We start from the raw sequence: 12,963 nt of genomic DNA, 5'->3' as shown, positions 1-12,963 counted from the left end.
ACTTCATTGATATTCATTAAGATATGTTTAGTTGAATGAATATAAAGTTAAATTTCGATTCACTTTAAAATCTTCAGCACTCATAATTCCTTCATCGGAACTGAGTAGTTTTATTTCAATTTGTTGGTTTTCGATACAAGCTACTTGAATGCTACCTTCTTTTTGGATAGAAAGGATACTTCCAGGTGGCAAGTTATTATGCGTTTCTTCTAAAATGTTTGCAGAAATAATTTTCATTTGTTCTCCCTGTAATCTGGTGTCAGCACCACCATTCCATGGGTTACAAGCGTTTATAAGTGCAATAATTTGAGTGGCATCCATATTTCTCCATTGAATGTAGGTATCCATAAGTTCAGGTTTTTCATAATAACAAGAGCTTTCATCTTCTTGGGGAATGCTAGGGATTTTACTCGCAAATTGCACCATATTAGCTACGTTTATAGCGACTTGTGCAAGTCTTGAGCTCATACGTACGGCAAGTTTTCCATAAGTTTCTTGGGGAAGAATAGTAATAGGATCATTGAATATGATATTACCTTCATCAAATTTTGAATTCATAAAATGAACACAAATGGCAGTTTGTTTTTCTTGATTGCGTAGCGCTTCAAAAATAGGCATTGGACCTCTATATTGTGGAAGTTTGCCCGGATGAAAGTTGATGAATTTTTCGTGACCATATGCCAAAATATCCTCTGACAATAAATAAGGAAATGAAAGTGAAAAGATATAGTCTGGTTGTATGGTATCTAACCATTCTCTCATGCTTTGTATCTTTTTTTTATTCTCAAAGGATTGAAAGTGGATGCCATTATTTTCACATTCTCTTTCCAAAGTGTTTACCACTAATTGATTCCCTTTGCCAATCCCAACTCCATATAAAAATTTTTCATTAGCCAGCACTTGTATGGCTTTAAAAGCAAATTTGCCGCCACAAAGTATTACTATTTTTTTATTAACTTCTTCCATAGTCTAATTACAAGTATAGCTATTGAACCAAGCAGAAATAGCATGTTCAAGATTTAAAGTAGAAAATGTTTCAAATTCACCTTTAATATTTTCTATTTTACCATTTACAACAATTTCGCAATGCCCCTTATTTTCTTTTACAGTTACATCATATAATGGGCTTACAGTTGTATTAGTTTTAGAATCAAAGCCAATCTTACCTCTTGGGCTTTCAAATTCAAAAGCCAGTAGCGCATTGGATAACGACAATGTATTGTTTTTATGGATATCAAGAAGTTCTAAAGTTTTAGTAATTATAGAAGCACTTTCCCATCCTAATAAGGAGAAAAGGTTCGCTTTTCGACCAGCTTCATTAATAGTTTCCATAAAAACTTTATTCTCTTTTGTGTCTATGTTTCTTGACCAAGCAGCTATACCACCTATTTTATTGCTTGCAAAAACCGCATTGTCTAACATGGTTTCTTCTAATCCAAAAGGCGATAAGTATACAGGAATATCTTGATTTTCAAACCATTTCTTTAGTTCGGCAAAGTACCATTGTGTAAAGTCTCCACTAAATAGGCTTAATAAGGCACTATTAGGATGTTGGTCGAGATGGTTTTGTAAAGGTTTCATAGTAAAGTCTTCTGCCTTAAATCCAGTAGCATGATTAAAACAAATTGTTCCTTTTGCCCATTCATAGCCTTTTGTAATACTGTAGGTATGTAGATAGCCACCATCATAGTAATTGGTTACCATTCCGCCAGTTTGGTATCCCTCTTTTACTGCTTTTTGAGCAGTTAACCAAGCACCAAACGCATTTTGAACTGAGTGATAAAATATAGAAGGGCAAGTAGGCCATTCTTGTGGCATACTAGCTCCAGAATCTAAAACTAATAGAATTTTATTAGCTGCTAAAAAAAGTGGTTTTAGCAATTCAGCCATTCGATGTCCAATATACGCGACTACAATATCTACATTCTCTTCTAACAATAGTTTTTCAGCACTGCGATAACACTGTTGTTTATCGGCTCCAAAACTTATATTCTCAATGATTATTTTTACATCATTTTTTCCGATATGTTGTAATCCTGAGCGTAAACCTTCAAATAAATCAAAACCTATGGTGTCATAAAAACTAGACCTAGGTAATAAAAAACCAACTTTTTGCATAATTAGAATGATAAAAAAGAGGAAGTTTTAGTAAACTCCCTCTTTAAAAAAATAATTAGTTTCTACTTGGGAATATCCCTTGTGTGGCAATACAATAATTTAATGTTAGGTATGGATTCATAATACTAAATGGAGATCCATTACCTGAAATTCCTGTTTGACCCGAAACAGTCAATGCGCCATATTGGTTACCAGGAGTAGCAACAGATGAGTAAAAATCTCCTGTGGCTTGCGCTAAAAATGCTCCAGCAGGGGAGTCTGTGTCTCCTCCAGTAGTAGCCACAGGCATATTAACAACAATTCCTTGCGCTGAGTGAACGTGAGGGGGTAAATTGTTAGTAGTTAATGTAACTGTTGTAGTACCCGCTTGTTCCCCAATATTGTATTGAGGTAGCCCAGGTCCTTGTCCTTGTCCAATAGGCATTCTTCCTTGTAAATTAGGAAGCATAAAAGTGGTTTGTCCGTTACCTCCATAAATTGTTCCTATAAGGGCAAATAGCGCTGTATTTTGTGAAATTGCAATTGTTTGTCCTGCACAATATGCATATCCAACTGGTGCGAAGTCAAATGCGAAAATTTTAATTTCGCCAATAAAAGGTTCTGTAGACATGTTTTTAAATAGTTTTAAAGTTATATGTTAATATTATTGGTTTAATTTCTACTGGGGAAAATGCCATAGATTGCTATCGAATAGTTGATTACTAAATACGGATTCATTACAGAGAAAGATGTACCTGATCCTGTTATTCCTGTTTGTCCAGATGCTTGTATATAACCATAATGGCTTCCTGGAGTAGCAACAGATGAATAGAAATCGGTTTCTGTTTTAGGTAAAAATGCATTTACAGGACTATCGGTATCACCACTATTAGCAGCGACTGGTTCTGAGACAGTTATTCCTTCTGCGGGGTGCGTGTGCATAGCCATATTACTGCTTAAAAGTGTTGTAGTTGGAGTTCCCGCTAGTTGCCCCATCGAATAGGGTTGCTGATTAAAGCTTCCTTGACTATTGGCAACTCTGCCACATAAATCTGGTAATCCAAAATTTTGGATACCATTTCCGCCATAATTGGTTCCTAATAAAGAAAATAAAGCCGTATTAGTTGAGATGGGAAGAAGTTGACCTGCACAAAGCAGGTAATTCCTTGGGGCGAAATCAAATCCAAAAATTTTAATTTCTCCAATAAATGGTTCTGTAGACATAGTTTTTTTGTTAAATGGTTTATTAAGTAATTGTATTTCAGTTAATTGTTGTATAAAGTTATAAAATAATATTTAATATATTTTAAATACGACTATTCTTAAAATTATTTTTTGAAATATTTTGTGTTTTCAAAAATAGCCTAGAAATGAAATAGTTAAAGAAAAAAATGACATGAGAGAATAATTCTATGTCATGAAATTTTTTATTGTAAATATTCTCTTTAAAGTGTAATGCTTTAAAAAACTCAAAAACAAAACTATCTTTGTTTTTTTTAAGAAAAACATAATGTCCCACTATCATTTTCTCCTTCACAAACCCTACGGCTATCTTAGTCAGTTTATTTATGAACTGAAACGAAAGAAACGTTTACTAGGAGAACTATACAATTTTCCAGAAGGTACGATGGCAATCGGTCGTTTAGACGAAGATTCGGAAGGATTGCTATTGTTGACAACAGACGGAAAAGTCAGTGAGCAAATTAGAAGTAAGAAAGTGGATAAAGAATATTATGTTCAAGTGGATGGTATAATCACTCCCGAAGCCATTGAGCAAATCAAAAAAGGAGTTGAAATAGGTTTCAACGGTACCAAATATATAACCAAGCCTTGCGAAGCTTTTATTTTGACTGAAATCCCTAATTTTGGCCCACGTGGCAAGAAAATTAGAGACGAACGCCACGGTCCCACTTCGTGGGCATCGATTATTGTCAATGAAGGTAAATTTCGTCAAGTGCGCAAAATGACGGCTGCTGTAGGTTTTCCAACCTTGCGTTTGGTTCGCGTCCGAATCGGAGCAGTACAATTAGACAATTTACAAGCAGGCGAAGTACGTGAAGTAAAGAGTTTTGAAATAGCTACTTCCTAAATCCCAAATCCCAAAACCCAAATCCTAAATCTATAATCTCAAATCCTAAATTTTAAAAATGTTAAACATCGTACTCGTCGAACCCGAAATCCCTAATAATACTGGTAACATTGGTCGCTTATGTGTTGGTACCGAAAGTCGGCTGCATCTCATTCACCCTTTTGGTTTTGTAATTAATGATAAAAATTTGAAACGATCAGGACTGGATTATTGGGTACATTTGGATGTTACGGAATATCAAAATGTAGCCGAATGGTTAAAGGTGGTGCCTGATACTTCGAGAGTCTTTTTGATGAGTTCTCACGCAGAGCATTCCTATTTGAATATCGAATTTCAAGACGAAGATTGGTTGGTTTTTGGCAAAGAAAGCGTAGGCTTGAGTCAAGAAGTATTGAATTTGTTCGCCAAAGAAAATCAATTAAAAATCCCTATGTCTCCCTTGATTCGTAGTTTTAATATTGCTAATTCAGTTGCCTTTGTAGTGGGTGAGGCAAGAAGACAGCTTTCATTGGGCAAAAAATAGTTAGCAGTTTACAGTTGTTAGTGTTCAGTTTTTTTGAGCTGTTACTATTTGCGTGCTTAGCGGTTTTTTTACCACAAAGAAACACAAAGTAGGCACGAAGCAACACAAAGTTATTTATTTGTTTTTGCGCCTTTTGCGTAAACTCTTTGCGCACTTAGTGGTTAAACTTTTTTGCCACGGATTGCATGGATAAAATGGATTTATAGCAATTGTTTAACTGTTAGTGTGCTTAGTGTCTTCTTTGTGAATCTTTGTGTTTGAATTTTTTCAGCTATAGATTTCAAAACAAAACTTCTATGCCCTTATTTGACTTATATGGTTCAAAATAAGCATTCCAATTCATAAAAACTTCGATGACTTATATGTTTTATCTCAAGTTTTGTGTTAACCACTAATCACAAACTTCCCTTTTTCAGCATCAAAAACAATATGCTCATCTTTAAAAAGCGTGTTGAAACTTCCTTTTGTAATCAAATTACAAGGTTCATCTTGCACTACGGTTTCAGGCGTCATAATAATCATTTCGTCGCTCAATTGAATAGCCATATCGATATCGTGAGTCGAGAAAAGAATACATTTTCCCGTTTCGTGGGTGAGCTTTTTAAGTAACTTCAATAGCGAAACTTTGTGTAGTAAATCCAAGTGCGTCGTGGGCTCATCCAAAATAATTAAAGGCGTATCCTGAGCTAAGGCGCGTGCAATTAGTACTTTTTGCAATTGCCCATCACTAATTTGATAATGCTTTTTATCGGCCAAATGACTGATTTGAGTAAGTGACAATGCTTTTTCAACTTGAATTTTATCTTCCTCGGTCAAGGTGCCAATCCAATTGGTGTAAGGTTGACGTCCTAGAGCTACCAATTCATATACCGTCAAATTACTGGGAGGTAATTTTTCGGTCAAAACCAAACTCATTTCTTGTGATAAATTGGAAGCGCTGTAGGTTGCTATATTTTTACCGTGTAATAAAACGTCACCCTCAAGAGGTTTTTGAATTCCAGTAATGGTTTTTAAAAGTGTCGATTTTCCAATGCCGTTGGCACCAATCAAAGCCGTTAGTTTTCCTTTTTTTAGCGCAATAGAAACATTTTTAGCAACAAGAGGGCTTACTTTTTTGCTCTGATAACCAATGCTTATCGATTGGGTTTGAAGGATGATAGTGTGTTCCATTAGCCCATCATTTTTTGTTTTCTAACTAATAGCCAAATTACCACAGGAGCCCCTAAGATAGATGTCACCGCATTAATGGGTAGACTCACTTCGGTGCCGGGGACTTGAGTAAATATATCGCAAACCAACATAATGCCGGCTCCAAAAAGGAGTGTACTCCAAAAAAGCACGCGGTGATTACTGGTTTGAAAGGTCAATTTGGCGATATGAGGAACGGCTAATCCCACAAAAGCAATCGGACCGGCAAAAGCGGTAATGCTTCCGGCTAGTATACTAGTGGCAAAAATAATAATCAATCTCGCTTTGTTGTAGTTGAGCCCCATACTCTTGGCGTAATTTTCACCCAAAAGCAAAGCATTAAGCGGTTTGATGCTAAAGGCACTTAGAACCAGTCCAATTCCTACACAAAGACTCAAAATCCAAACCGATTCCCAAGATAAATTTCCTAAATTTCCCAACGACCAGAAGGTGAATTTTTGCAATTGCTCTGCCGAACTAAAATAGGTGAGTGTCCCAACAATGGCAGAGGTTAAGCTGCCAAACATAAGGCCAATAATGAGTATCGCCATAGTATCTCGTAAACGTTGCGATACAATGAGAACTAGTAATAGTACGCTACTGCTTCCAATAGTCGAAGCTAAAACAATACCATAGTTAGAAAGTAACAAAGGAATTAAAAAAGAAGGCATAAAACTAGCACCCAAAATTACAAAAGCCACACCCAAACTTGCCCCAGAACTCAATCCCAAAACATAGGGTCCAGCCATTGGATTTCTAAACAACGTTTGCATCAACAGACCACTCATTGATAATCCCATACCAACCATTACAGCCGTAATCGCTTTGGGCAAACGATAATGTAAGATGATGTATTCCCAAGTGTCTTTGGAAGCGGTTTGTCCCAGCAAACTTTTCAAAACTTCTTTAGCAGGAATAGCGATAGAGCCATAACAAATGTTGCCTACAAACAGCCCAAACAATCCTATGCATAAGGTTATAAAAAGAATACTATGTTTAAAGGAAGACCTCAATTTATTGTAGTTTTTCGGCAAAGGTAAACGTATAATTCGGAAGTAATTCGGGATGGAAAATTTTGATATAATCTTTCAAGACCAAATCGGGTCTACTTGCTGCCAATTCATAATAAACAGTACCACCGGTGGCTCCGTGTTTGTTTTCAAAAGTATAGACGTTTTTGTTTTTCACAGCGTCAAATTGTTGGTAGTGTGGATTGCTATTTTGCAATTCCGCTAAGTTTTTAAAGGAGCCCGTGGCAATCCAATACTCAGCTTTTTGAGCCTTTTCCAAAATCTTTTCAAAGGGCAACGACAAGCTTCCTGTTCCTTTGGTGGTACTCCACAAATAATTAGATTTGGCATCTTTTAAAAACTGTGCCACCCAGCTGTCACCTTTGGCTACAAACCATTGTTCTTGATACATCGAGCCATACAAAACCGTAGGATTTGTCTTTTTTTGAGCGACCAACGCTAGTGTTTCCTTATAACTTTTTACGATGTCATTAAATAAAACTTCGGCTTCTTTTTCTTTGCCAAACAAAGCGCCATACAATTTAATCCATTCGGCTTTGCCTAGCGGTGTTTGTTCCATCCAATCGGCTTGAATGAGCACTTTTAAACCGCTTTTTTGTAAGTTATCAATCGTGGGATTCGAATTATCAATGCCAAAAGCCACAATCAAATTAGGACTCAAATCAATCAATTGTTCGGTGTCTAATTTTTCATTTTGTCCAATATTTTTCACCTTTCCTGCATCGATTAGTTGTCGTGTTTTTGGAGACGAAATATAATCGGTGTGCGGAAAACCTACTAATTTTTTTTCCACCCCCAACATTTCCAAAAACGGAATATTGGTAGTTGAAGTCACCACTATGCTTTGTAAAGGAACAGCTATGGTAGGGTGTTTTTGCAAACTATCTGGAACGATGCCATTTTTTTCTTTCAAAATATAGGTAAAGTTTTGTTTTGCATCAGGCCAAGCATTGCGAACCGTTACCACCGAAAATCCTTGATTTTTCTGTATCGAAAGTCCAGAAGCATAGCGAATACTATTGGTGGCAGCCGTTTCCGAAAGAGGGGTAGTGTTACCTTTTTTCTCGCAAGCACTCAACGAGAGCAACAAGCTTATTAAGGCAATAAGAACAATTTTAGTTTTCATAAACAAATTTTGATAGGAGCAAATGTAACGCAAAAACTAAAATTTCTTGTTTATTTTTAACACTAAAAAATTCAACAAAGACTATCTTTGCTCTTTAATGAAGCCATAAATTATCCCAAATGATGTACTTGATTACTGGAGGAGAACGTTCTGGAAAGAGCGGTTTTGCTGAAAAAATAGCCAAAGAAAAGTCGGATAACCCAATGTATGTAGCCACAGCGCGTCAGTGGGATGCCGATTTTAAAAACCGCATCGACAGACACCAAAAAGACCGTGACGAACGTTGGGAAAACATAGAAAAAGAAAAATTCCTGAGCGAGATCAATTTCGAAAACCGTGTGGCTGTCATCGATTGTGTGACCTTGTGGTTGACCAATTTTTTTGTAGACAACAAAAACGACATCGATTTGTGTTTGGAACAAGCCAAGAAAGAAATTGATGCCCTCGCACAGCAGTCCAACACCACCATCATCATCGTTTCGAACGAAATCGGGATGGGCTTGCACGCAGATACACACATCGGTCGCAAATTCACCGAGTTGCAAGGCTGGACCAATCAATACATCGCCCAAAAAGCCGATACCGTGGTTTTTATGGTTGCGGGAATCCCAATGGTAATCAAAGGCGAAGTTTAAAATAAGATGCTACGCCAATTGTTTGGGTTTTGTAATTGATAATAAAAGTAAACACGAATTACACTAATTGACACCAAAAAGAGACCATTTTAAATACACAAATGTATTGACGCCAAAGATATTGGTGTAATTATATTTTAAATTGAATAGTTTTCGTGTCAATTCGTGTAATTCGTGTCGAAATTTGTATCCATACTATTTGAGTTAGAGCCTATAATGCAATAGATTTGGGCGTTTCCACAAGGGCCGGGCTGTTCGTTATATCTTTACTGCCGAACCCCGGCAGTAAAGGATGCCACTACCATCCCTAACGCAAAAAAAAGATTATGACACTACAAGAAATCATACAATCCCGTCGCGATACCCGCCACTTCACCACCGACGAAGTGCCAGAAGACGTCTTGCAAAAAGCATTACAAGCTGGGCATTACGCACCTTCTGTTGGACTTACCGATGCCACTCGATATTACGTTATACGTTCCCCCGAAGTCAAAAAAGCCATCAAACTTTTGTTTGAAGACTACGATAAAAAAGCAGCCAATGCCACCGATAACGAGCAACAAAAGCAACAATACCAAGCCCTAAAACTCGAAGCCATCGAAGAAGCTCCAGTAGGATTGGTCATTGCTTACGACCGTTCGGTGCTCAATAGTTTTACCATCGGAACCGTGGGGAGTAACGAAGCGATTAAGTTTAGCGCAGTTTGTGCGGCACAAAACATTTGGTTATCCTTAACCGAACAAGGCTATTCTATGGGATGGGTGTCGATTCTAAACTATCACGAATTCAAATCCATTTTAGGATTACCCGAAAACATAGAACCCTTGGGCTATTTTTGCGTAGGTAAACCCGCCTCTAATTATGAGCATCAGCCGATGTTGCAACAATTAGGATGGAAGAAAAAAGAGCCATTTCCATCTATCACTACGATTGATTCGGTTCAGTCAAAAGAAACTGTAATTTCTTCCTTTGAAGAAAAAATAACGGAGTCCAACGCGATTTTATCGAACCAATTGCAGTACAAAATCGATAACAAAACCAAGCCCACTGGAGCTTTGGGTGATTTAGAAGCACTCGCTCACCAAATAGGAATGGTGTTTCAAACCACTTCGCCTCAAATTAAACAACCGCATTTGGTGGTTTTTGCTGCCGACCACGGTATTGCCAATCACGGCGTAAGTGCCTATCCACAAGAAGTCACCCGACAAATGGTGACTAATTTTCTGGAAGGGGGAGCAGCAATCAATGTGTTTTGTAAACAAAACCAAATCGGATTGTCGATTGTAGATGCGGGGGTGAATTATGATTTTCCAACGAACACCAAGTTGATTCATAATAAAATTAGTAAAGGCACACAGTCGTTTTTGCACACCGCTGCTATGAGTCCTCAGGAAGTAGTCACTTGTTTTTCTAAGGGCGCTGCTGTTGTGGGACAAATTGCGCAATCGGGTAGTAATTGCATCGGTTTTGGAGAAATGGGAATTGGGAATACGGCGACCGCTTCGGTATTGATGCATTTTTTGACTCAAATTCCCTTAGCAGATTGCATCGGAAAAGGAACTGGCGTAACTGACGAAAAGTTAAAAAGCAAGTATCAAATTTTAGCAACTGCAATTTCGAATTACAAAGGCGCTACCGATTTAGACTCGATTTTGGCATATTTTGGAGGTTTCGAAATCCTGCAAATAGCTGGTGGAATGCTGGAAGCACATAAAAATAAGATGTTGATTTTGGTCGATGGATTCATTGCGACAGTAGCCTTTTTGATTGCTTTTAAGAAAAACCCCGCTATTCTGAGCAATGCTGTTTTTTGCCACGCTTCGGCTGAAAAAGGTCACCAACAACTCTTGGAGTATCTAGGAGCAAAAGCATTGTTGAACCTTCAATTACGCTTGGGTGAAGGAACGGGTTGTGCTTTGGCTTTTCCTTTAGTACAATCAGCAGTGGCTTTTTTGAACGAGATGGCCAGTTTTGAATCGGCTGGGGTGAATAATAAAAAGGAATAAATGATTAGAACAAAATGGTTTGTTACTATTCCTGCAAGGTTTCTAAAAACTTGTAGGTAGGATTGGAAGAATGTAAACTCCTACAAGGTCAAAAAAAGACCTTGCAGGAGTTCGAAAAATAGTGTAGTACAAACTCTTTATAATAGACTCAGTCTATAAGTAGAGAGTCAATAAAATATAATATCAACAAGAAAAACGAAATGTAACCATAGAAGTACAATGTAACCTTTTAGCCCCGATGGGAGGGAATATCCTTTTTTTTTATATCTGTCAGGTTTTTAAAACCTGACAGGTATAAAAAAAAAGATTGGAAGGACAGCGGGACGATGCTGGCATAAAGGCTTTTTGTTGCTGCTTCTATAAAATATAAATAAATGAAAAAACAATTCCACATCTTTTTTACTGCTTTGATGTTCTATACCCGAATTCCGTGTCCGAAGAACATTGACCATAATCCGGAATATTTGAACAAAGCGTCTCGTTATTTTCCATTAATTGGTTGGATTGTGGGGGCAATCGCTTTTGGAGTGTATGCTACGGCCTCTTGGTTGTGGAATGCTGAGATCGGGCTGGTGCTTTCTATGATTGCGAGTGTTTTGGTTACAGGTGCTTTTCACGAAGATGGTTTTGCCGATGTCTGCGACGGATTTGGTGGAGGTTGGACCAAAACTAAGATTTTGACCATTATGAAAGACAGCGCTATTGGCGCTTATGGTGCGATTGGTTTGGTATTGCTTTTTTTGCTGAAGTATATGAGTTTGGTCACTTTGGCCAAAGTCGATTCACTATTCACTAATGACTCTTCACTCTTCACTCTTTTCTTGGTTTTCATAACAGGGCATTCTTTGAGTCGATTGGCGGCGATTTCGATTGTGTTTACTCACGAATATTCTCGCGAGGATGCTACGAGTAAAAGCAAACCCATTGCGCAACAGTATTCTTGGAAAGAAGTTGTGGGCGCTTTGTTTTTTGGGCTATTACCTTTGATGGTTTTGATGATGAATCACGCGATTATTGGGTTGGTGGTATTCCCTGTTTTTTTGGCACGTTATTTTTTGGCACGTTATTTCCAGAAATGGATTGACGGCTACACGGGCGATTGTTTGGGAGCCACACAACAAGTATGTGAAGTTATTTTTTACCTAACCTTACTAGCGATATGGAAATTTATTTAGTGCGTCACACCGAAACGGTTTGTGAGAAAGGGATTTGTTATGGTCAAAGCGATGTTGGCATTCGAGTACCTTATGATGCGGTATTTGAATCGATTTTGGAGCAATTGCCAGAGCAAGGGGTTTTGTATACTAGTCCGTTGCAACGCTGTTCGATTTTGGCGCAGCATATTCAAGAAGCTAAAGGAATTCCAATAGTAGCCGAAGAACCTCGATTGAAAGAGATGCATTTTGGGGATTGGGAATTGCAGGCTTGGAACGCCATTCCAAGAACTGTTTTGGATCCTTGGATGAATGATTTTGTAAATGTTGCGGTGCCCAATGGCGAATCATTTATAGATTTGGACCAAAGGGTTTGGGAATTTTTGGAGGAGGAATTAGAAAAAACCAATGAAAAACCGCTGATTTTAGTGACACATTCTGGGGTGATTCGAAGTGTTTTGTGTAGAATAAATAACGTTCCTTTGCAGGAAGCTTTTGCTACACCCTTGGATTACGGAGTGGTGGTGAAAGTGGAGTGTGCTCGTTAAGTAGGGTTTGAGTGAGGGCAATGTAATTAAGTTAAGGAATTACTCTTTTTGTTTTCACGCAGATTTACGCAGAAAAATCAGTTAAAATCTGTTGAATCTGCGTGCTATTTTTTTCTTTTTCCTCTTAACATAATGACATTGTGCGTGAGGGATGGCAGTGGAGTTCTCCCGATTTTCCATCGGGAAGCGGGAACGTACAGCCCGACCCGACTACTGAGTTTGTCGAAGTATCAGGAGGGGCACGCCCAAGTTATCAATAATGCGATTTATGTTGTTGTATTGTAGTGTTTTATGGTTTTTTTTACTTGTTTTTTGGAATTTAGTTTTAGTATTCCATTTTTTTAAAGCTATATTTGCATCCGAATTAAGGTTGCGTTTTACTTTTTTTAGAAAACGCATTAAAAGGGAATTAGGTTAAAAACCTAAGCTGTACCCGCAACTGTAAGCTACTAAGCTTGTTGTTATCTACAAAGCCACTGCTCGCCGCGGCGAGTGGGAAGGTCAACAACAAGACGCAAGCCAGGAGACCTGCCTTTTTTCTTAACCAATAACGAACTTTCGGGAAA

The 12,963-nt window shown here is 37.9% G+C and carries 13 protein-coding genes and 1 riboswitch; of the genes, 6 read left to right on the top strand and 7 right to left on the bottom strand.

Annotated elements, in window-relative coordinates; all coding sequences use genetic code 11:
- Positions 1 to 27: 27 nt before the first annotated feature.
- The 4 genes from ACZ1AQ_RS13210 to ACZ1AQ_RS13195 are packed head-to-tail and all read right to left on the bottom strand — an operon-like array spanning position 28 to position 3,321.
- A complete protein-coding gene (locus ACZ1AQ_RS13210) occupies positions 28 to 966 on the bottom strand; it encodes a methionyl-tRNA formyltransferase (protein ID WP_489633347.1) in 939 nt (312 codons plus the stop codon).
- 3 nt (positions 967 to 969) lie between these two features.
- Positions 970 to 2,118: an ABC transporter substrate-binding protein gene (locus ACZ1AQ_RS13205; RefSeq protein WP_489633346.1), complete on the bottom strand. Its 1,149-nt coding sequence runs from the start codon at positions 2,116 to 2,118 to the stop codon at positions 970 to 972.
- Between the two features lie 55 nt (positions 2,119 to 2,173).
- Positions 2,174 to 2,728 carry a phage tail protein gene (locus ACZ1AQ_RS13200; protein WP_489633345.1) on the bottom strand — a complete coding sequence of 185 codons (555 nt, stop codon included), beginning with the start codon at positions 2,726 to 2,728 and terminating at the stop codon, positions 2,174 to 2,176.
- A gap of 41 nt (positions 2,729 to 2,769) precedes the next feature.
- The gene (locus tag ACZ1AQ_RS13195; protein ID WP_489633344.1) at positions 2,770 to 3,321 is read right to left on the bottom strand and encodes a phage tail protein; all 552 of its coding nucleotides are present in this window, start codon (positions 3,319 to 3,321) and stop codon (positions 2,770 to 2,772) included.
- 286 nt (positions 3,322 to 3,607) lie between these two features.
- Here ACZ1AQ_RS13195 and ACZ1AQ_RS13190 point away from each other — a divergent pair, with 286 nt between their 5' ends.
- Together ACZ1AQ_RS13190 and ACZ1AQ_RS13185 are read left to right on the top strand one after the other, a co-directional pair.
- Positions 3,608 to 4,186 (top strand): pseudouridine synthase, encoded by a 579-nt coding sequence (locus tag ACZ1AQ_RS13190; RefSeq protein ID WP_489633343.1) that lies wholly within the window; start codon positions 3,608 to 3,610, stop codon positions 4,184 to 4,186.
- 58 nt (positions 4,187 to 4,244) lie between these two features.
- A complete protein-coding gene (locus tag ACZ1AQ_RS13185; RefSeq protein ID WP_489633342.1) occupies positions 4,245 to 4,709 on the top strand; it encodes a tRNA (cytidine(34)-2'-O)-methyltransferase in 465 nt (154 codons plus the stop codon).
- Positions 4,710 to 5,093: 384 nt separating this feature from the next.
- Here ACZ1AQ_RS13185 and ACZ1AQ_RS13180 read toward each other — a convergent pair whose 3' ends face one another.
- From ACZ1AQ_RS13180 to ACZ1AQ_RS13170, 3 genes are read right to left on the bottom strand one after another with little or no spacing between them, the layout of a single operon-like run.
- Positions 5,094 to 5,879, bottom strand: a complete 786-nt coding sequence (locus tag ACZ1AQ_RS13180; RefSeq protein ID WP_489633341.1) for an ABC transporter ATP-binding protein — start codon at positions 5,877 to 5,879, stop codon at positions 5,094 to 5,096.
- A complete protein-coding gene (locus tag ACZ1AQ_RS13175; protein WP_489633340.1) occupies positions 5,879 to 6,910 on the bottom strand; it encodes an iron chelate uptake ABC transporter family permease subunit in 1,032 nt (343 codons plus the stop codon). Before ACZ1AQ_RS13175 ends, ACZ1AQ_RS13180 begins: the two co-directional genes overlap by 1 nt.
- Before the next feature lies 1 nt (position 6,911).
- Positions 6,912 to 8,054 (bottom strand): ABC transporter substrate-binding protein, encoded by a 1,143-nt coding sequence (locus tag ACZ1AQ_RS13170; protein ID WP_489633339.1) that lies wholly within the window; start codon positions 8,052 to 8,054, stop codon positions 6,912 to 6,914.
- 119 nt (positions 8,055 to 8,173) lie between these two features.
- Here ACZ1AQ_RS13170 and cobU point away from each other — a divergent pair, with 119 nt between their 5' ends.
- From cobU to cobC, 4 genes are all read left to right on the top strand, one after another.
- Positions 8,174 to 8,689 carry a bifunctional adenosylcobinamide kinase/adenosylcobinamide-phosphate guanylyltransferase gene (gene cobU, locus ACZ1AQ_RS13165; protein WP_489633338.1) on the top strand — a complete coding sequence of 172 codons (516 nt, stop codon included), beginning with the start codon at positions 8,174 to 8,176 and terminating at the stop codon, positions 8,687 to 8,689.
- A 326-nt stretch (positions 8,690 to 9,015) separates the two neighbouring features.
- Positions 9,016 to 10,695 carry a nicotinate-nucleotide--dimethylbenzimidazole phosphoribosyltransferase gene (cobT, locus tag ACZ1AQ_RS13160; protein WP_489633337.1) on the top strand — a complete coding sequence of 560 codons (1,680 nt, stop codon included), beginning with the start codon at positions 9,016 to 9,018 and terminating at the stop codon, positions 10,693 to 10,695.
- Between the two features lie 374 nt (positions 10,696 to 11,069).
- Positions 11,070 to 11,870, top strand: coding sequence for an adenosylcobinamide-GDP ribazoletransferase (locus tag ACZ1AQ_RS13155; protein ID WP_489633336.1), 801 nt, complete (start codon positions 11,070 to 11,072; stop codon positions 11,868 to 11,870).
- Positions 11,855 to 12,397, top strand: a complete 543-nt coding sequence (cobC, locus tag ACZ1AQ_RS13150; protein ID WP_489633335.1) for an alpha-ribazole phosphatase — start codon at positions 11,855 to 11,857, stop codon at positions 12,395 to 12,397. Before ACZ1AQ_RS13155 ends, cobC begins: the two co-directional genes overlap by 16 nt.
- Positions 12,398 to 12,747: 350 nt before the next feature.
- Positions 12,748 to 12,947: riboswitch (cobalamin riboswitch) on the top strand.
- Positions 12,948 to 12,963: the final 16 nt, after the last annotated feature.

The organism is Flavobacterium sp. UM26 (assembly GCF_057922445.1).
This window is presented reverse-complemented; position numbering and strand designations above follow the sequence as displayed.

What these genes read in the sequence shown, in the direction of transcription:
- ACZ1AQ_RS13195 (WP_489633344.1), bottom strand. Translation starts at nt 3,321, where the DNA reads ATGTCTACAGAACCATTTATTGGAGAAATTAAAATTTTTGGATTTGAT.
- ACZ1AQ_RS13190 (WP_489633343.1), top strand. Translation starts at nt 3,608, where the DNA reads ATGTCCCACTATCATTTTCTCCTTCACAAACCCTACGGCTATCTTAGT.
- cobC (WP_489633335.1), top strand. Translation starts at nt 11,855, where the DNA reads ATGGAAATTTATTTAGTGCGTCACACCGAAACGGTTTGTGAGAAAGGG.
- cobT (WP_489633337.1), top strand. Translation starts at nt 9,016, where the DNA reads ATGACACTACAAGAAATCATACAATCCCGTCGCGATACCCGCCACTTC.
- ACZ1AQ_RS13180 (WP_489633341.1), bottom strand. Translation starts at nt 5,879, where the DNA reads ATGGAACACACTATCATCCTTCAAACCCAATCGATAAGCATTGGTTAT.
- cobU (WP_489633338.1), top strand. Translation starts at nt 8,174, where the DNA reads ATGATGTACTTGATTACTGGAGGAGAACGTTCTGGAAAGAGCGGTTTT.
- ACZ1AQ_RS13205 (WP_489633346.1), bottom strand. Translation starts at nt 2,118, where the DNA reads ATGCAAAAAGTTGGTTTTTTATTACCTAGGTCTAGTTTTTATGACACC.
- ACZ1AQ_RS13210 (WP_489633347.1), bottom strand. Translation starts at nt 966, where the DNA reads ATGGAAGAAGTTAATAAAAAAATAGTAATACTTTGTGGCGGCAAATTT.
- ACZ1AQ_RS13185 (WP_489633342.1), top strand. Translation starts at nt 4,245, where the DNA reads ATGTTAAACATCGTACTCGTCGAACCCGAAATCCCTAATAATACTGGT.
- ACZ1AQ_RS13155 (WP_489633336.1), top strand. Translation starts at nt 11,070, where the DNA reads ATGAAAAAACAATTCCACATCTTTTTTACTGCTTTGATGTTCTATACC.
- ACZ1AQ_RS13170 (WP_489633339.1), bottom strand. Translation starts at nt 8,054, where the DNA reads ATGAAAACTAAAATTGTTCTTATTGCCTTAATAAGCTTGTTGCTCTCG.
- ACZ1AQ_RS13200 (WP_489633345.1), bottom strand. Translation starts at nt 2,728, where the DNA reads ATGTCTACAGAACCTTTTATTGGCGAAATTAAAATTTTCGCATTTGAC.